Origin of the sequence: Halobacillus sp. Nhm2S1, from assembly GCF_019599545.1 — a bacterium.
GTDB lineage: Bacteria > Bacillota > Bacilli > Bacillales > Halobacillaceae > Halobacillus.
This window is the reverse complement of record NZ_JAIEZV010000002.1, coordinates 299,347-320,203: the sequence shown is the minus strand read 5'-3', so window position 1 is coordinate 320,203 and position 20,857 is coordinate 299,347. Positions and strand designations below refer to the sequence as shown.

The 20,857-nt window shown below is 45.3% G+C and carries 22 protein-coding genes; 18 read left to right on the top strand and 4 right to left on the bottom strand.

The genetic code is table 11. The annotated features are described in order from the left end of the window. The first annotated feature begins 1 nt into the window (after position 1). Both K2225_RS08130 and K2225_RS08125 read left to right on the top strand, forming a co-directional pair. Complete coding sequence (locus tag K2225_RS08130) at positions 2 to 775, top strand: glycosyltransferase family 2 protein (protein ID WP_220584288.1); 774 nt, start codon at positions 2 to 4, stop codon at positions 773 to 775. A 39-nt stretch (positions 776 to 814) separates the two neighbouring features. After that, positions 815 to 1,870 (top strand): acyltransferase family protein, encoded by a 1,056-nt coding sequence (locus tag K2225_RS08125; protein ID WP_220584287.1) that lies wholly within the window; start codon positions 815 to 817, stop codon positions 1,868 to 1,870. A 41-nt stretch (positions 1,871 to 1,911) separates the two neighbouring features. Here the strand turns inward: K2225_RS08125 and K2225_RS08120 are convergent, their stop codons facing one another. Continuing rightward, the gene (locus K2225_RS08120) at positions 1,912 to 2,250 is read right to left on the bottom strand and encodes a VanZ family protein (RefSeq protein ID WP_220584286.1); all 339 of its coding nucleotides are present in this window, start codon (positions 2,248 to 2,250) and stop codon (positions 1,912 to 1,914) included. 230 nt (positions 2,251 to 2,480) lie between these two features. Here K2225_RS08120 and K2225_RS08115 point away from each other — a divergent pair, with 230 nt between their 5' ends. Further along, entirely contained in the window at positions 2,481 to 3,422 is a 942-nt protein-coding gene (locus K2225_RS08115; RefSeq protein ID WP_220584285.1) for an LCP family glycopolymer transferase, read from the top strand. Positions 3,423 to 3,771: 349 nt separating this feature from the next. Here K2225_RS08115 and K2225_RS08110 read toward each other — a convergent pair whose 3' ends face one another. The 3 genes from K2225_RS08110 to K2225_RS08100 form a co-directional block, all read right to left on the bottom strand. Beyond that, positions 3,772 to 5,130, bottom strand: coding sequence for a GntP family permease (locus K2225_RS08110; RefSeq protein WP_220584284.1), 1,359 nt, complete (start codon positions 5,128 to 5,130; stop codon positions 3,772 to 3,774). Positions 5,131 to 5,146: 16 nt separating this feature from the next. Then, a complete protein-coding gene (locus tag K2225_RS08105) occupies positions 5,147 to 6,268 on the bottom strand; it encodes a glycerate kinase (RefSeq protein ID WP_220584283.1) in 1,122 nt (373 codons plus the stop codon). A gap of 122 nt (positions 6,269 to 6,390) precedes the next feature. Then, positions 6,391 to 7,437 carry a CdaR family transcriptional regulator gene (locus tag K2225_RS08100; protein ID WP_220584282.1) on the bottom strand — a complete coding sequence of 349 codons (1,047 nt, stop codon included), beginning with the start codon at positions 7,435 to 7,437 and terminating at the stop codon, positions 6,391 to 6,393. Between the two features lie 304 nt (positions 7,438 to 7,741). Between K2225_RS08100 and K2225_RS08095 the strand changes: the two genes are divergently transcribed. From K2225_RS08095 to K2225_RS08025, 15 genes are all read left to right on the top strand, one after another. Beyond that, positions 7,742 to 8,911: an acyl-CoA dehydrogenase family protein gene (locus tag K2225_RS08095; RefSeq protein ID WP_220584281.1), complete on the top strand. Its 1,170-nt coding sequence runs from the start codon at positions 7,742 to 7,744 to the stop codon at positions 8,909 to 8,911. A 19-nt stretch (positions 8,912 to 8,930) separates the two neighbouring features. Next, positions 8,931 to 9,695 (top strand): 3-oxoacyl-ACP reductase FabG, encoded by a 765-nt coding sequence (gene fabG, locus K2225_RS08090; RefSeq protein ID WP_220584280.1) that lies wholly within the window; start codon positions 8,931 to 8,933, stop codon positions 9,693 to 9,695. Positions 9,696 to 9,713: 18 nt separating this feature from the next. Then, positions 9,714 to 10,148, top strand: a complete 435-nt coding sequence (locus tag K2225_RS08085) for a MaoC family dehydratase N-terminal domain-containing protein (RefSeq protein ID WP_220584279.1) — start codon at positions 9,714 to 9,716, stop codon at positions 10,146 to 10,148. Then, complete coding sequence (locus K2225_RS08080; protein WP_220584278.1) at positions 10,145 to 10,564, top strand: MaoC/PaaZ C-terminal domain-containing protein; 420 nt, start codon at positions 10,145 to 10,147, stop codon at positions 10,562 to 10,564. Before K2225_RS08085 ends, K2225_RS08080 begins: the two co-directional genes overlap by 4 nt. Before the next feature lie 15 nt (positions 10,565 to 10,579). Further along, positions 10,580 to 11,809 (top strand): acyl-CoA dehydrogenase family protein, encoded by a 1,230-nt coding sequence (locus tag K2225_RS08075; RefSeq protein ID WP_220584277.1) that lies wholly within the window; start codon positions 10,580 to 10,582, stop codon positions 11,807 to 11,809. Beyond that, the gene (locus K2225_RS08070; RefSeq protein ID WP_220584276.1) at positions 11,799 to 12,572 is read left to right on the top strand and encodes an SDR family oxidoreductase; all 774 of its coding nucleotides are present in this window, start codon (positions 11,799 to 11,801) and stop codon (positions 12,570 to 12,572) included. The genes K2225_RS08075 and K2225_RS08070 overlap by 11 nt, the downstream gene beginning before the upstream one ends. Positions 12,573 to 12,593: 21 nt before the next feature. Further along, complete coding sequence (locus K2225_RS08065; protein WP_220584275.1) at positions 12,594 to 13,766, top strand: thiolase family protein; 1,173 nt, start codon at positions 12,594 to 12,596, stop codon at positions 13,764 to 13,766. A 74-nt stretch (positions 13,767 to 13,840) separates the two neighbouring features. Continuing rightward, entirely contained in the window at positions 13,841 to 14,410 is a 570-nt protein-coding gene (locus K2225_RS08060) for a TetR/AcrR family transcriptional regulator (RefSeq protein ID WP_220584274.1), read from the top strand. Positions 14,411 to 14,481: 71 nt separating this feature from the next. Further along, positions 14,482 to 14,904 carry an acyl-CoA thioesterase gene (locus K2225_RS08055; protein WP_220584273.1) on the top strand — a complete coding sequence of 141 codons (423 nt, stop codon included), beginning with the start codon at positions 14,482 to 14,484 and terminating at the stop codon, positions 14,902 to 14,904. Position 14,905: 1 nt separating this feature from the next. Next, a complete protein-coding gene (locus K2225_RS08050; RefSeq protein WP_220584272.1) occupies positions 14,906 to 15,673 on the top strand; it encodes an SDR family NAD(P)-dependent oxidoreductase in 768 nt (255 codons plus the stop codon). Between the two features lie 57 nt (positions 15,674 to 15,730). After that, on the top strand, positions 15,731 to 17,410 hold the full coding sequence (locus K2225_RS08045) for a long-chain fatty acid--CoA ligase (protein ID WP_220584271.1): 1,680 nt from the start codon (positions 15,731 to 15,733) through the stop codon (positions 17,408 to 17,410). Positions 17,411 to 17,476: 66 nt separating this feature from the next. Continuing rightward, positions 17,477 to 18,340 carry a branched-chain amino acid ABC transporter permease gene (locus K2225_RS08040; RefSeq protein WP_220584270.1) on the top strand — a complete coding sequence of 288 codons (864 nt, stop codon included), beginning with the start codon at positions 17,477 to 17,479 and terminating at the stop codon, positions 18,338 to 18,340. Further along, complete coding sequence (locus K2225_RS08035) at positions 18,341 to 19,369, top strand: branched-chain amino acid ABC transporter permease (RefSeq protein ID WP_220584269.1); 1,029 nt, start codon at positions 18,341 to 18,343, stop codon at positions 19,367 to 19,369. A gap of 2 nt (positions 19,370 to 19,371) precedes the next feature. Continuing rightward, positions 19,372 to 20,136 (top strand): ABC transporter ATP-binding protein, encoded by a 765-nt coding sequence (locus tag K2225_RS08030; RefSeq protein WP_220584268.1) that lies wholly within the window; start codon positions 19,372 to 19,374, stop codon positions 20,134 to 20,136. Beyond that, positions 20,129 to 20,836, top strand: a complete 708-nt coding sequence (locus tag K2225_RS08025; protein ID WP_220584267.1) for an ABC transporter ATP-binding protein — start codon at positions 20,129 to 20,131, stop codon at positions 20,834 to 20,836. The genes K2225_RS08030 and K2225_RS08025 overlap by 8 nt, the downstream gene beginning before the upstream one ends. Positions 20,837 to 20,857: the final 21 nt, after the last annotated feature.

Here is a 20,857-nt window from a genome sequence, read left to right as displayed (position 1 = left end):
AATGGATTTGAAAGATATGGGGAAAGTCTCCGTCATTACTCCGTCGTACAATTCAGCCAATTTTATTATGGAGGCGATTGAATCCGTTCAATCTCAAACGTACACGAATTGGGAAATGATTATCGTGGATGACTGCTCTAATGATCATTCAGTAAAACTTATTGAAGCCAAACAATCGGAAGATCCACGGATTAAGCTTATTCAACTCGCGGAAAATGGAGGCCCTGCTTTTGCGAGGAATCAAGCGATTCTAGCTGCAGAAGGTAGATACCTTGCTTTTTTAGATAGTGATGATCAATGGCTTCCACAAAAACTGGAGAAACAAATTTCTTTTATGCATGAAAATGATTATTCTTTCTCCTACACGGCTTATAGAATTATGGAGGAAGAAGGCAGACGTACAGAGGTCGTGTTCCATATGCCTAGTCAGATCACATATAAAGACTTACTCAAGAATACAGCAATAGGGACTTTGACGGTGGTGCTCAACCAAGAAAAGTTAGGTAGCGTGCAGATGCCTCTTTATAGAGATTGTTCTGAAGATTATGGGTTGTGGATGTCCATTCTCTCACAAGGGGTTACTGCATTTGGAATAAATGAAGAACTGGCTTTATATAGGAAATGTGATGAATCGCTATCCAGCAACAAGTGGAAGTCAGCACGAAAGACTTGGAATACTTACAGGAAAGTCGGACGCAGCAACCTACCTTCCACGCTGTGGTATTTTTTGAATTATTCCGTCCGTGCGATGAGGAAACATACGCGAACTTCTTGAACTTAAACCTTCAGTAAGTAAGCATAGGAGATGAAAATCATGAAACAACGCAACTCCGGTAAAATGGAAATTATCCAGATCTCCAGAGCTCTTGCTATCGTATTTGTACTTATCGGCCATGCGAACAATAATTTTTATCAGGAAATTGGTTATGATTGGTTTAACGTATCCCAATGGGATCGAACAGGGGGCGTAGATTTCTTTTTTATTGTCACAGGATTCATGATTTATTACCTCTACAATAAGCATGCTGGAAACAAAGAAAAAGCCACTCAGTTTCTGATTAAAAGATTGTTGAGGATTTTCCCTTTATATTGGTTTTTTACGACCTTAGCATTAATCGTTCCTATCGCCTTTCCCATGCTGCAGGAAGGTTATCGTATGGAGGTCATCCTCAAGTCTTTTCTGTTATTGACGAATGAGCCTATCTTAAGCTCAGCATGGTCATTGACTCACATTGTATTCTTTTATCTCTTATTCTTTGCTTATATGTATAAACCAGTAATCATGAAACCTTTCATAGGCTTATGGATAGGCCTTACAATTCTTGGAGAAATGAACATCGTTTCCTTCTTTCCAAGCTCCATTTTCAGTATTAGTGTAGTGGAAATCTTTTGTGGGTCGCTCGTAGCTTACTTCTCTATTCATTACAAAAATAACTACGCTGGACTTTGTATTGTAACCGGGCTGGCCGGCTATTTGCTGGTATGGGTTCATAATGTTTACTCGCTAAACTTTATCCCATTATCTCTAGCGTACGGATTTTGTTCCATGTTAATGATGTATGGGATAGCTGAAAAGGATAAGATCAAAAGAAATGTCCCGCACTTCTTATCTTATCTGGGTGGAGCATCCTACTCCATTTATATTGCCCATGGTCCGTTTGTAAAAGGATATTTGCTGATATTTGTTGAATTGCATTTCTTTGATCACATCCATCCATTCTTCGGGATGATTACAATCATTCTGTTGGTTATTGCTTCGTGCTGTATCGTTTATAACGTGGTAGAGAAACCTTTGGTAGAAACTTTGAGAAGAAAGGTTCTTGGGAAGAAGAGAGTTACACAACCAGTCCCTCATTTAGTGGCGAAATAGAAAATGATCAATCATCCCTGCTCACATTGGGTGATTGATCGTTATAACTTGTGTTTTAATGAAGCCCATCCATTTTCAACGTCTTCCTCCGTAGTACCGTGAAAATGTTTATTCCTTCTTAAATACTTGAGCTTAACAACAAAATAAGTGATCCATACTCCACACCAGTCTTTGATCAGGTCATTGATTGTAAATGAGCGGCCGTCAACGAACAATTGATGAACTTCATCAATGAAACCATAGGAAGAGGCAAGAATGGCAGCCAGCAAATTGGTGGTATTCGAGAAACGGTTATGGACTTGAAGAGCAAGAACAATGAGAACGTATAAGAATGCGAACTCAACCAGGTGCAAACTTTCCAGGAAAAACCCTAGAGTCATAAAATCCACTCCTTAATGGTTTCGATAGACAGACTCGATTGAAGCCAGATAAGAATCATGTAGAGGATTGGCAGTATGGTAAATAGCACTTTTTTCACCCTTCAAATCTCCTTGTCATCTTTTTAATAGTATGGGAGGTCATCTATGTTTTTATAATTGTAGAATTGTAAGTTTTTTCTTCTCGCTATATAATAGAATGAAAAAGAGAGATAAGGTGGAGAGGATTGTAAATGAAACGTTCTAACAAACATAAGAAGAGAAAAGCACGCTGGTGGAAGGTTTCACTTGTTTTATTGGTATTGTTATTGGTACCGGCAGGTGTATATAGTTACTCCCTTTACAGCGGGGCAAAGAACACAGTGGATGCAAAGATGCACAAAGAAGTCGCATCCATTGATCATGAACTAACAGAAAAAAAGCGTAAGGAAAAAGAACCACTCAACATTTTGCTGATGGGCGTCGATGAGAGAGCCGGAGATTCAGGGCGTTCCGATGCTTTAATGGTTTTGTCCGTCGATCCAAACGCTAACCGCAGCCAAATCATCAGCATTCCGCGTGACACACGTACGGAGATGGTCGGCGATTCTTCTCATGCAGGCAATTTAGACAAAATCAATCATGCTTACGCCTTTGGTGGAGCAGATATGGCCATTCAAACAGTAGAGAATTTTCTTGATATAAATCTTGATTATTATGTTCAAGTGAATATGGAAGGTTTGGAAGAAATGGTCGATGTCGTTGGTGGAATTACCATACAAAATGATATCGAGTGGATGGGGAAAAATAATTTCCATTATAAAAAAGGTGAATTGACCATGAACGGGAAAGAAGCCCTTGGCTATGTACGTATGCGGTACGAAGATCCACAAGGTGACCTTGGGCGTAATGAACGCCAACGTAAAGTTATCCAGGGAATCGTTGATAAAGGGATGAATGTTGGCTCCATCAGTAAAATCGGTAACGTCATGGACGTACTTGGAAAGAATGTCTCTACGAATATGGACTTCACTACGATGCAGGATTTAATGAAGAATTACAGTGGGGCGAGAGAAAATCTGTCCACATACCAGATGACAGGTACAGGCACTAAAATCAATGGAATCTATTATCTGGAAGTGCCGAATCAGGAAGTGCAGGATGTTCGAGAAATGATTCTGGATTATAATTCATAAGCTACTCTTTACAGGGTAGCTTTTTTTTGTGCGAAATTTGATGACAAGTGACAAGACTGAATTATTACCTGGGAAATATACGTCGGATTTTGTGAAATAATCTAGGGTAAGTTTATATATGGAATGGCCCATACTGTTTGCTTAAGAGGTGATGGTATGGAGGAATATGAAGGAAACTTTTTTAAAGGTCTTGTATGGGCGAGTTTTCTTTCTCTTCCGATTTGGGGAATAATGGTTATGATTGTTTATTTCATTTGGTAAGGGAATTCTCTTCAGTAAAGCTTCACAGGAGATCGTGTGAAAAAGTCAAAAAAGGGAGGCCTCCAATCTGGAGGTCTCCCTTTTTATGTTACACCAAAACGAACCATAAAATTGAAGTGACAACAATGGCTGTCAGTCCTTGAAGCAGTGTTCCCATCGTTTGCGCTTTGTAGGCTTGTGTGATGGACATCCCGCTGAATTCTTTAACGACCCAGAAATAACTGTCGTTGACGTGAGAGACAACCATGGCACCTGCACCGACGGCCATGACGATGAGCGCTAGTGGTACAGCTCCTTCGATTCCAATCTGCGGAAGGAGAGGTGCAATCAAAGTGGATGTAATGACAATCGCTGCTGTAGACGATCCTTGAGCACTCTTCAAGGCGGCTGCGATGATGAATGGAATGAAGATGAATACAGCTCCAACCGCCACCTCATTCCCAGCTATTCCTTTAATGAGATCAGCGATGCTTGTAGAGCTGATGACAGAACCGAAAGCTCCACCTGCTCCTGTAATCAACAGAATAGGAGCGGCTTCTTTAATTCCTATTCCAACCCATTGGGTAAGCGTTTCTTCATCAAATTTCGGAAGAAGAGTGAAGGCGAATAAGACGCCAACAAGAAGGGCGACAACAGGCGAACCTAGGAATAAGAAAAAGGAAAAGAGCGGGCCTTCCCATCCAGCAAATGTGATGACAGAGCTGAATCCAATCAGAAGAATGGGAACTAAAATAGGAGCGAAAGATTTAGCTGCCGAAGGCATATCACCAAAGCTGCTGACGACCTCGTCATAATCATACAAAGCATCATCTTCACTTTGCTCAATGTGGATCTTAGTACCAGCTTTGACCGCCCAAAGGTATCCAACGAGGATAGCAGGAATGGCAACGATGATCCCGAATAAAATGACCGTTCCTAGATAGTTTTGGGCACCGATATTCCCTGCAGCTGCGATGGGTCCAGGTGTCGGTGGCACTAACGTGTGCGTGGCGAACAGACCAGTAGATAAGGCGATCGCCATGGATGCAACGGTAACCTTCGTTTTATTTGCAAGCGCTTTCTTTAATGAGGATAAAATAACATATCCTGAATCACAGAACACCGGAATACTCACAATACTGCCGATGGCACTCATGGCAAGCTGTGGTCTTTTTTCCCCAACGATCCTTAAGACGACTTCAGCCATACGTAAGGCAGCTCCTGATTTTTCTAAAATGACACCGATGATTGTACCGAATACGATGACGAGTCCGATTCCTCCCATCAATCCTCCGAAACCGCCATTGACGGCTGCTACGACATCCCCAAGTGGCATACCGGATAAAATCCCGATAGCAAAAGCAGAAATCAAGAGGGAAAGGAAAGGGTGAAGGTTGAATTTTGCCGTGGCTACAATAACAAATAAAACACCGAGTAAAATAATAAGTACAAGTCCGAAACCTTCCATATACTTCTCACTCCTTTTATTGTTTGGTGATTAACCTTGCGATTTGTCTTGTTGTCTCATATAAATATTCTTCTGCGTTTTTTAGGCAGTCCTCCAATGACACAGGTCCTGGAGCTATAGAAAAACAGCTGGTGAATCTCTCATTTAAAGCGCCATAATTTGCGCCTAAACTCCCTGATACGAGAATAACGGGCGTATGGTTTTCATTTGCCAGTTCCGCTACATACCCTGGTGCTTTTCCATAAAGAGTCTGTTCATCGCTTTGTCCTTCGCCAGTAATGATATAGTCAGCATCACGGATGGACTCTTTGAGCTGGATGGCTTCACCAATCAACCCAGCTCCCGATTCAAGCTGAGCACCAATTGTAAGAAAAGCAAATCCAAGTCCACCAGCTGCACCGGCACCAGGTGTGTTCATGATGTTTTTAGCAAGTTCTTCTTCCATGAGTTTTCCATAGTGGTCCAGCGCATGATCATAAGCATATACTTGCTGCTCTGTCGCTCCCTTTTGTGGTCCATAGATATGACTTGCTCCTCGAGGACCAGTCAGTGGGTTGTCTACATCAGAAGCCACACGGATCGTGACGTCTTTGAGGCGGGAATCCAGTTCAGAAACGTCAACTCTTTTTACGGCATGAAGGTCCTTTCCGTACATCCCTGTCTCCCGGCCACTTTCATCGTAAGTCTTCATACCAAGTGCCTGTAACATTCCCAAGCCGCCGTCGTTTGTTGAGCTTCCACCAATGGCTACCATGATATTCGTGCACCCTTCATCCAAAGCATGCGTGATGGCCTGCCCGATGCCATAGCTTGTTGTGTGGTCGGGATTGCGCTTTTTTGTTGGGACGAGTGGTAAACCGGCAATTTCTGCTCCTTCGATTACCGCCTGATGGTCTTCTAATTTTACATACCAGCTTTCTCTTTTTTCTCCTAGAGGACCTTTACAAGAAAAGAAGACTTTTTCATGGCTCACAGATGCAGAAAAGACCTCCAGCGTCCCTTCTCCGCCGTCAGCCATTGGCTTCACTATTGTATTCACAGATGGAATGACCGAATGAAAAGCTTTCTCCATGACTTCTGCAACCTGAATGGAAGACAAACTTCCTTTATAGGAATCAGGGGCAAAAACAACCTTCATCATTCACCCTCCTTTTTTAATGTGATTACTTTCTATTCAACAGGAAATGAGAAACGATAACAATTGATGAGAGCTACAAAATATCAGAAAAATGTAAGCGTATTCTTGTGCAAATGCACAAATCAACGGTTGATTAAAATGATTTGCAGGAGAATAGCATCTTTGAAATTCCGTGGATCCAGTCCTACTTTCTTATGGACTTGATCGAGCCGGTAATGAAGCGTATTTCGATGGACATGCAATTCATCAGCTGTCCGACTCATTTTCAAATCGTTGTTGAAAAAAGTATGAAGCGTTTCCAGATAGGGTGTTTCTAATCGATCCAGACGAATGGCATAAGGTTCTGTGATTTCTATGTAGGTCTCCTTTGTAATGCTTGAAAGAAGCCGTTCGACTTTAATTGTCCCACTGGGGATGATTTCTCCGGCTTTTCCTGCAATATCAATCGTCTGCGCTGCTTGTTTGAAGGATGTATAAATACCTTTAGCACTATACCCCGGCTCACCAATAGCTGCAGGTCCATCTGCTTTGATTGGCGGGATCTGCTCTTGAAATGGAAGAGGCATGACCACTAGATTCTCGTGAAAAGGAAGAATGAAGAGCGGTTTTAGTTGCAGATGTTCGGACTGTGTGCGCAGTCGCTCAACGAAATCAAAGGGTGCGTTTGTTTGGAAAACATAAACCTGCCATGCCTTCTTAAGGTCTGCACGTAATGAATAGCGGGCTTCTTTCTCCAGGTCTTCGGTTTCTTCGTCTGAAATGAGCCGATGAAACCAATGGTTCCATTGTCTTTCCTGATAAAAACTCTGCTTCTGGATATAGAGTTGTTCGAGCGCAATTTCAACCGATCCTTGAGTCATACCTGCTGCTTGATACACTTGATCTGGATCTCCTGTTAAACCGACGACACCTGCGAGTTCGCCCTTATGAAAAATGGGAAGGTTGACTCCAGGCTTGGTGTTTGAAAATTGGTTCACCATTTTGCTTGTAATTTGCTGGGCTTTCAATGTTTTTATCACCTGTTGAGCTCCACCGTGTGTTTGGTAAATGCGATCGGGATCGGTGCTGGCGACAATTTTTCCGGTAGGGTCCATGAGGTTGATCGGTACGTCGATATATTGCGAGAGACGGAAAATAATTTCCTTTCCTAACTGAGCGGTGAGTTCCACGGGTATCCATTCCTCCTTTTGTATTATTTTATCAAATTGTGGCTGAGTAGAAATGAAATCATTTTTGATATAAGATCCCTTCATTTCCTTTAAGGACCAACGTGACAGCCGTTTAGGTACGGAGTTAATACGATCTTTTCCAATGAAACGGACGAGTGCCTCCTCCTTATAGAATTCTTATTTCCCTTAAATTATCCAATAATTTATCAAAAAGTGTTGTATTTTTTGAATATTTAAAATAATATAAAATAAAACATACCAACCGGTAGGTATGTTGATTTCATACAGAAATGAGGATGATTGTATGCATTTGCGTTTGACCGATGAACAGGAAATGGTGAGAAAAACCATTCGGAAATTCGTTGAGAAAGAATTGATTCCTCTGGAAAATGAGGTCTTGCGTAATGAAAGGGAGGGAAGGCCGAGTCTCCCTGAAGGAAAGATGGAAGAACTTCAGCAGAAAGCGAAAGACGCAGGCTTTTGGGGCATCAATACACCGGAAGAATACGGCGGAGCGGATCTTGGGCAGATGATGCTTGCCATCGTCCAAATGGAAGTGGCCCGTACTTTTGTCCCCTTCAAATTTGGTGGGTCTGCTGACAATATTTTGTATTACGGAAATGAAGAACAAAAGGAAAAATACCTATTGCCAACCATCAATGGTGAAAAGAAATCGTGTTTTGCCATGACAGAGCCTGGGGCTGGTTCTGATACGAGGAACTTGAAAATGACAGCAGTCAAGGATGGCAATGACTGGGTGCTCAATGGAGAGAAAACTTTCATCACCGGTGGAAACGAGGCTGATTTTGTGATGGTCATTGCCATCACTGACAGAGAGCTTCATCAATCTTCGGATGGCAGAAAAGGAGTGACATGTTTCATCGCTGATCGTTCTATGGGATGGAAGTCTGAATACATCCACACCATGGGAGAATGGGGACCTGCGGCTCTCATTTTTGATAATGTCCGCGTGCCTGAAGAAAACATTCTTGGGGAAATCAACCATGGATATGATTTAGGACTTGAGTGGATTGGTTTTGCTCGTTGGATTGTCGGGGCCCGTGCAGTAGGAGCAGCCGAGAGGTTGTTGAACATGGCGATTGATTATGCGAATGAACGGGAGACTTTTGGTAAACCAATTGCGACACGGCAAGCGATCCAGTGGCAAATCGCTGATTCAGCCGTGGAAATTGAAGCAGCGAAGTGGCTTGTTCTTAATGCTGCTTTCACGCTCGATCATGGGGAAGATAACCGCCACTATGCATCCATGGCAAAGTTGTACGGCGCGAACATGGGCAATAATGTCATCGACCGTGTCCTGCAAATTCACGGCGGCATGGGATATACAAAAGAGTTACCGATCGAGCGCTGGTACCGTGAGGCAAGACTTTGGAGAATCTATGATGGAACCGATGAAATTCAGCGCTTGATTATTTCTCGTAATCTATTAAAAGGGCATGTGAAAATCGGCTAGGACAAGAGGAGGAATGGGAATGAGTGGTAGATTTGAAAACCGATCCGCTTTTGTAACAGGCGGAAGTCGTGGAATAGGAAAAGGAATTGCACTAAGTTTGGCAGAGGAGGGAGCCAAAATCGGCATCATTGATGTCAATGAAGAGGCCCTCAAGGAAGTGGAATCAGAATTCAGGGAAAAAGGGTATGAAGTCTTCTGTCAGGTAGCGGATGTCGTCGATTATGAACAAGTGGATACAGCTATGCAGGAGGCCTTCAACCGATTTGGATCTTTGGATATTCTCGTCAACAACGCAGGAGTCATCCGTGATAATATGCTGTTCAAGATGACGGATGAAGACTGGGATACCGTCATGAATGTTCATCTGAAGGGGTCATTTAATGCCGCCCGTGCTGCACAGAGAATCATGGTTGAGAATAAATACGGGCGTATCATTAACATCTCTTCTACATCTGCTTTAGGCAACCGTGGTCAAGCGAATTACGCCACGGCGAAAGCAGGACTGCAGGGCTTTACCAAGACGCTGGCGATCGAGTTAGGGAAATTTGGAATCACGGCCAATGCGGTCGCACCGGGCTTTATCGAAACGGAAATGACGAAAGAAACGGCAGCACGCATCGGCATATCATTCGAAGACCTTGTCCAGGCAAGCATCAATAAAATCCCTGTCGGCAGGAGTGGGAAGCCGGAAGACATCGCCAATGCCGTCGCATTTTTTGCAGATGAACGTTCTTCTTTTGTAAATGGTCAGGTGATTTATGTCGCAGGTGGTCCTAAAAATTGACGATAAAGGAGCGGCTATATGTTTGAACAATCGATTGGAAAAAGATCAAAAACAGTGAAGAACATGGTCGAGCGGGGAGCCGTGAAAAAGTTTGCAGAAGCGATCGGTGATCCTCATCCCATATTCATGGATGATGTATCGTACTCCCGTAATATGGCTCCACCGACTTTCCCTAGAGTCTTCGATTATGGAGTCATCGAGGGACTGGATCTTCCTAAAAAAGGGTTGATCCATGGGGAGCAAAACTATCATTATGAACGTCCTCTATACGTTGGAGAAGAAATTCTATGCTATGCGGAAGTGGAAGATTATTACGAAAGAAGTGGAAAAAGCGGCGACATGGGGTTTCTGAAAGTGAAGCGTTACGGGGAAGACCTGGAAGGGCAGCGGATTTTCTCTGAAGAACAAGTCGTTATTATTACGGAAGCGGTAAGAAGGGGGATGCGTGTATGAGTCCTTTGTATGGTGTTCAGCCTGGCGATAAATTGAAAGCGGTTACGTTGCCCCCTGTAACCAGACTGGATTTGATCAAGTACGCAGGTGCCTCCGGAGACTACAATCCTATTCATACGATTGACGAAGAGGCGGAAAAAGCAGGTTTGCCTGGAGTTATAGCTCATGGAATGTGGACGATGGGGAACTTGGCCAAATTATTTACCCCGTTTTATGAAGAAGGTTTTATCCAGAATTATTCGATCCGATTCCGAGGCATGGTGTTTCTGGAGGATGTCATCACTCTTCATGCGGAAGTGGAAGGAAAAGATCAAGAAACCATCACTTTCAATGTCCGTGCCAAAAACCAGAATGAAGAAGATGTCATTAAAGGGCAAGTGGTTTTCCGGAAGACAGAAACAAGAATCGCTACATAAACAGGGAGGAACCTTATGCACTTTGAACATTCTCAAAAAGTGAAAGATCTGCAGGATCAATTGACAAGGTTCATGGAAGAGCATATCTACCCGAATGAAGATTTGTATGAAGAACAATTGAATGCACAGAACCGTTTTGCAGACATCCCTCCGATTATGGAGGAGTTGAAAAACAAAGCGAAAGATGCGGGACTATGGAATTTATTCCTTCCTGACAGTGAGTATGGCGCAGGGCTTACGAACATGGAATACGCCCCCTTGTGTGAAATCATGGGGCGATCGTTCATTGCACCAGAAGTTTTCAATTGTGCAGCGCCCGATACAGGGAACATGGAGGTCCTCGTCCGGTATGGGTCTGAAGAACAAAAAAAGCAATGGCTCGAGCCGCTGCTTCAAGGGGAGATCCGTTCCTGCTTTTCGATGACAGAGCCCGATGTCGCGTCTTCCGATGCTACGAATATCCAAACGAGTATTACGAGGATAGGCGATGAGTATGTGATCAATGGGACGAAGTGGTGGTCTTCCGGGGCTGGAGACCCAAGGTGTAAGATCAGCATCGTCATGGGGAAAAATGATCCGGATGCAGCGAGACATGAGCAGCAGTCGATGATTCTCGTACCTTTGGACTCAAAAGGTGTAACCATTAAACGGCTGCTGCCTGTATTCGGCTATGACCATGCCCCTCATGGACATGCGGAAATTGAGTTCAAGGATGTTCGTGTACCTGCTTCCAACTTGATCTGGGATGAAGGGAAAGGATTCGCCATCGCTCAAGGGCGATTAGGACCGGGGCGTATTCATCACTGTATGCGGACGATCGGGGCAGCGGAACGGGCACTTCAAGATATGTGTGCAAGGGTCAACGACAGACAGGCGTTTGGTAAAAAGCTCGCCGATCAGGGAGTGATCCGCGAATGGATTGCTGATTCCCGTATCGAAATTGAGCAGGCCCGCCTCCTCACGTTGAAAGCCGCTTATATGATGGATACCGTGGGCAACAAAGAAGCAAAATCTGAAATTGCTATGATTAAAGTGGTCGCTCCGAATATGGCATTAAAAGTGATTGACCGTGCCATACAAGCTTTTGGAGCATCCGGTGTCAGTGATGATCAACGATTAGCTGCAAAGTGGGCGAATATAAGAACGTTACGTTTAGCGGACGGACCCGATGAGGTACACCGCCGGGCCATTGCGAAATATGAACTGGCCAAAGTCTCGGAGAGGAGCGGAATGTATGCACGCTAAAGATCTCTTTCGTTTAGAAGATCAAGTGGCGGTTGTTACAGGAGGCGGAAGAGGTCTTGGTAAACAGATTGCCGAAGGGCTTGCCGAATGCGGGGCTCATGTGGTGGTGTGTTCAAGGAAGCTTGAGGCCTGTGCGGAAGTGAGTGAACAGCTGAAAAGTCTCGGGGTTGATTCTCTCGCTTTTGAATGTGATGTCACAAATCCGGACTCGATGCAGAAAGTGGTGGATCAGACGGTCGAGCATTTCGGACGAATTGACATTCTCGTCAATAATAGTGGCGCTACATGGGGAGCCCCAGCAGAAGATATGCCTCTTGAGGCCTGGCAGAAAGTTTTCAATGTAAACGTCACTGGAACGTTTCTCATGTCTCAAATGGCAGGAAAAGTCATGCTTGAGCAAGGTTCAGGAAAGATCATCAACATTTCTTCGGTCGCTGGGATGAAGGGGTCGGATCCAAAGTACATGGATACCATTGGCTACAATTCAAGTAAAGGAGCGGTACTCACCTTTACAAAAGACTTAGCTGTAAAGTGGGGTCCGAGAGGCATACGCGTGAATGCAATTGCCCCTGGATTTTTCCCGACGAAGATGTCGAAGGTTTTGATGGATCAAGGGGAAGAGGCTTTCCTTCAAGGTACTCCTTTACGTAAATTCGGGGGAGAAGATGATTTGAAGGGGGCCGTCATTTTCTTAAGTTCAAAGGCTTCCGACCATATTACAGGTGATGTGATCATCGTCGATGGCGGCACACATGCCACGTAATCATAGAAAAGGAGTGAAAGGATGTCACATAGAGATGCGGTTATAGTATCCGCTGTCCGGACAGCGATCGGTAAACAAGGCGGGACGCTTGCGGGGGTTCCAGCGCATGTATTGGGATCTGAAGTCATTAAAGAAGCGGTTCAGCGTGCGGGGATTGAACCTGATGCGATTGAAGATGTGATTTTTGGAAATGTGTTGAGTGGTGGGGGGAATGTCGCGCGATTATCTGCCTTAGAGACAGGGCTTTCCCTCAAGCTTCCTGGTTTGACGGTAGACCGTCAATGCGGTTCAGGGCTGAATGCCATCCACTTAGCTGCTCAGGCGATTCAAGCAGGGAATGGAGAGGTGTATGTAGCAGGGGGAACAGAAAGTATGAGTCGGGCTCCTTATTTAATGGACCGGGCAGAGCGCCCCTACAGTCCAGCACCGCCTAAGTTCAGAAAATCCCAGCTTTCACCAAAAGAAATCGGAGATCCCCCTATGGGAATAACAGCCGAAAACTTAGCGGAAAAATACCAGATCTCAAGAGAAGAACAGGATCGTTTCGCTCAAAACAGTCAGGAGAGAATGGCTCAGGCAATGGAAGAAGGGCGGTTTGATGAACAAATCGTACCTTTGAAAATCCCGGTAAGAAAAGGAGACCCGATCGTTTTCAAAACCGATGAACATCCACGGCCCTCTTCTACGATGGAAGGGATGGCAAAACTATCTCCTGCTTTTCTCGAAAATGGGACGGTGACAGCGGCAAACAGTTCGGGGTTAAATGATGCTGCCTCCGCACTGATACTGATGTCACGCGAAAAAGCGGAAGCCATCGGGGTGGAACCGTTGGCGAAGGTTGTGGCCTGTACGGTCGCAGGTGTTGATCCGAATATCATGGGAATCGGCCCCGTACCAGCTGTACGTAAGGTCCTGGAGCAGTCAGGGCTTTCCCTTGAAGATATGGATCTGATTGAAATTAACGAAGCCTTTGCCGCTCAAGTGCTAGCCTGTCAGGCAGAGTTGGAAATGGACATGGAGAAGGTGAATGTCAATGGAGGCGCCATCGCCCATGGTCATCCGCTGGGGGCGACGGGTGCAATCCTTGCTACCAAAGCCATCTATGAACTGAAGATCCGGGAAGGCCGATTTGCTCTGATTACGGCTTGTATCGGCGGTGGTCAGGGGATTGCCATGATTCTTGAGCGTGGCTGATCTTACGGACTCTTTCAGAGATTTTAGGGATGTTATAATGGGATATCATCCTTAAAAGAGAGGACCATGTATCTATGAAACAAGAAATCATCCAAACGAGTATTCATTTATTTGATAAAAAGGGATTTACAGAAACATCGCTCCAGGAAATCGTAGAGGAACTTGGAGTAACGAAAGGGACCTTCTATTATTATTTTAAAAACAAGCAGGAGCTGCTGACTGATATCCACTTGGAATTCATTGAGTTTCTTCTTCACAATCAGCGGGAGATTTTGAATGACCATTCTAAAGACAGCAAGGAAAAGCTTCGTTCCATGATTTATATGGTCATCCACAGCATCAAAGACCGGAAGAAAAGTGCTAGGATATTCTTTAGGGAAATGCGGAACCTTGGCCCCGATTACTTGGAACAGATTGCTCAAAAGAGAGACCAGTTCCGTGTTCATGTCCAGGCGGTGGTTGAAGAAGGCATTGAGAATGGAGAGTTCCAGACCGATTTGGATCCTAATATGGTGACAAGAGGAATTCTGGGCATGACGAACTGGAGTTACTATTGGTTTGATCCTGAGGGAGATGTCTCAGCAGAAGAACTCACTTCCATTTATATGAACATCATTTTGAATGGAATCAACTCCAAAGATTGAACCTCACCAGCCTTTTCTAATAAAGGCTTTCTATTCATAACATACTGACTGGTTGGAATGGAGGAGATGGCATGAAACATGAAAGCAGTCTAAGAGTCAGGTTTTGCGAGACAGATATGGCAGGGCATGTCAATAATACGAGCTATTTCATTTACCTGGAAGAAGCGAGGGGGAAGTTTTTTCGTGAGGTTCTGCCAGGAGATGTGAATTCTGTCGGACGTTTTATCATTGCATCAACCAAATGTGATTTTGTGAGCCAGGCGTACTTTGGGAACCCTTTGATCATTTCCTCCTGGATTTCACACATAGGTCGCAGCAGTTTTACTTTCACTCACCATATCCTGGTCGAAGGCACAAATGAACGGGTCGCCCAGGCGGAGGCGGTCATTGTCCATTTCAATTATGAGAAACAGCAGAGTGAGCCGCTTAGCGGGGAGCTGCGTGCGTGTTTAGAATCATATTTGGAAACAGAAACGGCAGAAAGGAGTGTATGAAGTGGGGAGATTCGAGAAAAGCATTGCAGTCGTTACAGGATCAGGAAGCGGAATCGGTGAACAAACCGCTGTGAAGCTTGCGGATGAAGGAGCGAAAGTGATTCTTGTCGGAAGGACGAAAAGCAAACTGGAAAGAGTGGCCGCACAGATTAATGAAGGTTTAGAGGAACCGGCCGCAACGGTTTATCAAGCGGACGTCACTCAGGAAGACCAGGTGAACCAGCTCGCCGGTTTCGTAGAAGAAGAGTATGGTGATCTGCATGTTTTGGTGAACAATGCAGGCATATCCGGCAAATCTTCCATCCTTGATATGGAAGCAGAGGAGTGGGACCGCATCCAGGATACGAACCTGAAGAGTGTGTTTCTTGTCTCTAAAACGCTTGGACGCTTAATGAAGGAAGGGGAAACACAGAAGGACCGTGCCATCGTAAATGTGGCTTCCCTGTCTGGTCACAAAGCCGGGGCAAAAATTCCTCATTACAGCTCGTCGAAAGCCGCGGTAATTAATTTCACCAAAGCACTGGCTTTGGAATTCTCAGTTTCCGGGATCCGCGTGAATTCTGTATCGCCGGGATTTGCTGAGACTCCTTTGACGGAAGAGGGCTTAAAGAACAAGCGGTTTGAGGAGGCGATTCAAAAAAATACGGCCTTAGGCCGGGTAGGCCGACCGGGAGAAGTAGCCAACGTCATCTGTTTTGCTGCCTCTCAAGAAGCTTCCTATATGACAGGTTCTGATTTACTGGTGGACGGCGGCTGGCTGATTAAGTAAACCATAAAATGATAACGCTTACAAAAATGTAGAAAATATCAATAAGGAGTGGTCTTCTTGCGAACGAAACATTATGAATTTTGGCCGAAGTTGACGAAGTCCTTAACCGTTCCGGAAACATCTATTTACGACAACCTGAGGGTATCCGCCACACGGTACCCTGAACACGAAGCCATTTATTATTATGGCGCTGGATTGACTTATCGGGAGCTTTTGGAGCAGGTCGATGCACTGGCCGGCTACATGCAGCTTTATATGCAAGTGGAGAAAGGAGATAAAGTTCTGCTCCTCATGCAGAATTCTCCTCAGTTCATCATTGGTTATTATGCCATTTTAAGAGCAGGGGCTGTGGTCGTTCCCATCAATCCGATGTTAAAAACAGAAGAACTTAAATTCTACGTGAAAGATGGAGGCATTGAGCATGCCATCATCGGCCAGGAGCTGATGGATGTTGTACAACCTCTTGTCGAAGCGACGACTTTACGCAACATTGTTGTGGCTGCCTATTCAGATTATACAGGGAAGATGAAGGAAGAACGGCTTCCGGTTGAAGTTTTTGCTCCACGAAATGTTTATGAAGATGATGCCGTACACATATGGTCAGAAGCACTGGCGTTAAAAGCCCGGCCAAAAGAGATTGAAATTCATGCCGATGATCTGGCTGTGCTTCCATACACTTCAGGTACAACAGGGCTGCCTAAAGGCTGCATGCATACGAACCGGACGGTGCAGGCCAACATCCTCGGGGCTTTTTACTGGTCCCGGGCCACGATGGATTCAAGATCTTTGGCAACACTGCCATATTTCCATGTCACCGGCATGGTTCACAGTATGCACATGCCCCTTTTCAGCGGGAACAAGATTGTCATTATGACGCGCTGGGACAGGGAAACCGCACGGCAGTTGATTCGTGATCAACAGTGTACCCATTGGGTGACGATCAGCACCATGCTCGTTGATTTTCTTGCAAACCCTGAAGTGAAAGCGGAAGACTTACGCTCTTTATATGCGATATCAGGTGGGGGCGCGGCATTTCCAAAAGCCTTAGGCGAGAAGCTTTATCAACTGACCGGCCTTGAGTTTGTGGAAGGATACGGTCTTTCCGAAACGATTGCACAGACACACTTCAATCCGCCAGATCGTCCTAAGATGCAGTGTCTTGGTATTCCTTCCTTTGATGTGGATGCGAGGATCATTGATCCGGCCACGCTGGAGGAAGTGGGGACCGATGAAATCGGTGAAATTGTCGTGAACGGTCCGCAAGTGATGATCGGCTACTATAATCGAGCAGACGAAAATGAGAGTGCTTTTGTCGAGATTGACGGGAAATCTTTTTTCCGAACGGGCGATATCGGCCGCTTTGATGAGGAAGGGTATTTCTTCATCGTCGACCGATTGAAACGGATGATCAATGCTTCCGGATACAATGTCTGGCCGACAGAAGTGGAGTCCGCTTTATATGACCACCCGGCTGTTCAGCAGGCGTGTGTCGTCGGTGTACCAGATCCAAGAAAAGGAGAGAACATCAAAGCCTTTGTCATCCTGAACGACCAAGCCAAAGGTGAAGTCTCTGAAGAGGAGATTGTTGCGTGGTCGAAAGAAAAAATGGCTGCGTATAAGTATCCGAGGATCGTTGAGTTCATCGAAGCGTTCCCGATGACCAACAGTGGGAAAATCCTGTGGAGGAAGCTCCAGGAGGAAGAAAGGCAGAAAATGAATGCCGATCAGAAGACCTGAACACCTGTGCCTTGGAGAGGATCCAAGGCACAACCGCATCAAAATTGATGGTAAAGGAGAAGTTGAATGGACATTTTAACTCAGCAGCTTTTCAACGGATTGACGATCGGCAGTGTCTACAGCTTAGTTGCTCTTGGGTTGACCCTGGTCTACGGGATCTTGCACATCCCTAACTTTGCCCATGGCGCATTATATATGCTTGGTGCGTACATTACGCTGACGATGATGCTCCTCTGGGGAGTTCATTATTGGATTGCGATGGCCGTCTCCGTTTTAGTTGTCGGATTGCTTGGTGTGTTGATGGACAGGCTTGTTTTCCACCCGCTCCGGAATGCTCCACCAATTCATGATAAGATCGCAGCCATTGGGATTCTGCTGTTCTTGGAAGCTTTTGCCCAGCTGATCTGGGGGGCGGATTATCGTACGATGGAGACTCCTTACGGGCAGGTCATTGACATCTTCGGCATGACCGCAACAACTCAACGGGTGCTCATAAACATTGGAGCCATAGCCGTCATGATCCTGCTGTATTTGTTCCTGAAGAAAACTTACATCGGATCCACCATTATTGCGATGGCACAGAACCGGGAAGGAGCTCACCTGGTCGGCATTAACACGAACAAAGTAGCCATGTTGACCTTCATGATTTCCGGAGGACTGGCTGCTATAGCCGCGTCACTTTCTGCACCGATCAATCTCGTATTTCCGGGGATGGGACACCTGGTTATATTGAAAGCTTTCGTTATCATTATTCTCGGAGGCATGGGCAGTGTCCCTGGTGCTATTTTAGGCGGATACATTCTTGGGTTTACAGAAAGCCTCGGAGCTACTTATATTTCCAATGATTATAAAGATATCATCGCCTTCCTGCTTCTTGTTGTCATTCTATCCATTAAGCCAAAAGGACTGTTTTCGAGGGAGGATTTTTAATTGGGCTCACTACTGAAAAACAGGGGATGGGTGATTGGTGCTCTGGCCGTTGCCATCCTATTTCCATTTGTTCTTCCGAATGCCTACTTCCTTCACATTCTAACACTTGCTTTTATATGGATGATCGCCGTGTACGGCTTAAACCTGTTAGCTGGTTATACAGGATACCTTTCTCTTGCACACGCTGGCTTTTTTGCAATCGGAGCCTATGCTTTAGGATTATTAACCGTCAAAACTGAAATCAACTACTGGCTCGCACTCGTTCTCGCCTGTTTAATTACCAGTGCGATCGGAGCGGTTGTGGGATTGGTAGCTTTAAGGACGAGGGAGCACTTTTTTGCCATCTACACGTTATGTGTCGGTTACATCATTTATCTTGTTATTGATAAATGGGATGGCTTGACGGGCGGTGTACGGGGATTGATCGGCATTCCGGTTCCTTCAAATATCGGTCCCTTGTCTTTTGAAACCCCTCTGTCCCAGTACTATCTTGTCTTGTTTTTCCTGATCTTCACGGTACTTGTCATGTACCGGATCGTCCATTCTCTCACAGGGCGTACGTTCATCGCTATACGTAATAGTGAAGATTTAGCTCAAACCATCGGCATTTCCACAATGAAAAACAAACTGTTGGTTTTTGTCCTCTCCACTTTCTTTGCAGGCTTAGCGGGTGCCTTATATGCGTCATTCATCCGCTTTATCGGTCCTGACATCGGCTACATCACCATCATTTTCGACCTTCTAACCTATTTGTTAGTCGGCGGTATCGGCACTCTTGCAGGGCCGATTGTTGGTACGTTCCTCATCGTTGCTGTTTCCCAGTCCCTTCAATTTTTGCAGGATTACCGTATGCTCATTTTTGGTCCACTGCTCACATTACTGATCATTTTCTACCCGCGTGGCATTGTTGGTGCTTATTATGATTGGCGGATGAAACATACAGCTAAAAAAGTGAAACGGACCAGGAAAGAACAGCGCTATTTTGAATCCGAAACCGTAGACGCTGAGAAAAAGGTCAAGGAGGGATGAGTGTGCTCATTGAAACCAAAAAACTGACGAAAAGATTTGGAGGGAATGTTGCGGTCAATGAGGTGGATTTCACCATTGAAGAGGGAAAAATCAATGCGATCATCGGTCCGAACGGCGCTGGAAAATCCACTTTCTTCAACCTCCTCAGTGGCTCGTATACACCATCAGCAGGTCAGGTTATCTACAAAGGAAAAGACATTACCAAGTTATCCCCTGACCGCATCGCCAAACTTGGGGTGGCCCGAACGTTTCAGACGACGAACTTGTTTGAACAATCCACGGTTCTAGATAACGTCATTGTCGGCCACCGCCTGCGGACCAAATCGAATCTGTGGGATGCGGTTCTACGGACGAAAAGATTTGCAAAAGAAGAAAAAAAGTGCCGGGAAAAGGCGATGGAAGTGCTTGATTTCGTTGATTTGACGCATGTGATGAACCAGCAGGCAGGTAGCATCACACAGGAAGAGAAGAAGCGTGTGGCTTTTGCTCTGGCTCTGGCCACAGACCCGGAGGTCGTTTTCCTTGATGAACCAACGGCAGGCATCAATCCAGGGGAAACAGAGGGATTGGCGGACTTGATGGAAAAGATGGTCAAAAGAAAAATCACGGTCTGCCTGATTGAACACAAAATGAAGATGATCATGAAGCTTGCTGATAAGATCATGGTTCTCAATTACGGAGAGAAAATCGCCGAAGGTACGTCGGAACAAATCATGAATGATCCAGCTGTCATTGAAGCGTACTTAGGAGGGGATGCGAGTGCTTGAGTTATCCAACGTTTCCGTAAAGTACGGAGGGTTTTCGGCTGTCCAGAATATTGATATTCATGTTGAAAAAGGGGAGCTGGTCGTCCTGTTAGGGTCCAATGGTGCCGGGAAAAGTACAACGTTCAATGCCATCAGTGGTCTTCAAAAACCGAGTACCGGAACCATCACCTTTGAAGGCTCACCCATCCATGGAAAAGCTCCGGATAAGATCGTGCAATCAGGCATTGTGCAGTGCGCCGAGGATCGGAAATTGTTCCCCCAGATGACCGTCAAGGAAAATTTAATCATGGGAGGGTATGTACACAGGAGAAAGCGCAAGCAGGTCAACCGGTCCTTGGAAGAAGCCTTTGAACTGTTTCCCATCCTATATGAAAAGAAAGATGATGCGGCGGGTTCCTTAAGTGGAGGGCAGCAGCAAATGCTTGCCATTGGAAGAGCCCTGATGTCAAAGCCGAAGCTGATGCTCCTTGATGAACCTTCCATAGGGCTTGCCCCCTTGATCGTGGAGCAGATGTTTGAAGTCATTCAAAAGATTAATAAAGATGGAACCACGGTTCTTCTGGCTGAACAAAATGCCTTTGCCGCTTTAAAAATTGCGGACAGAGGCTATGTATATGAGAGTGGGTCCATTGTTGTCAAAGGATCATCGGATGAACTGCTCGCGAATGATACGGTACGGAAAGCTTATATTGGTGCTTAAAGAGTGTGGGGACGTTTTACA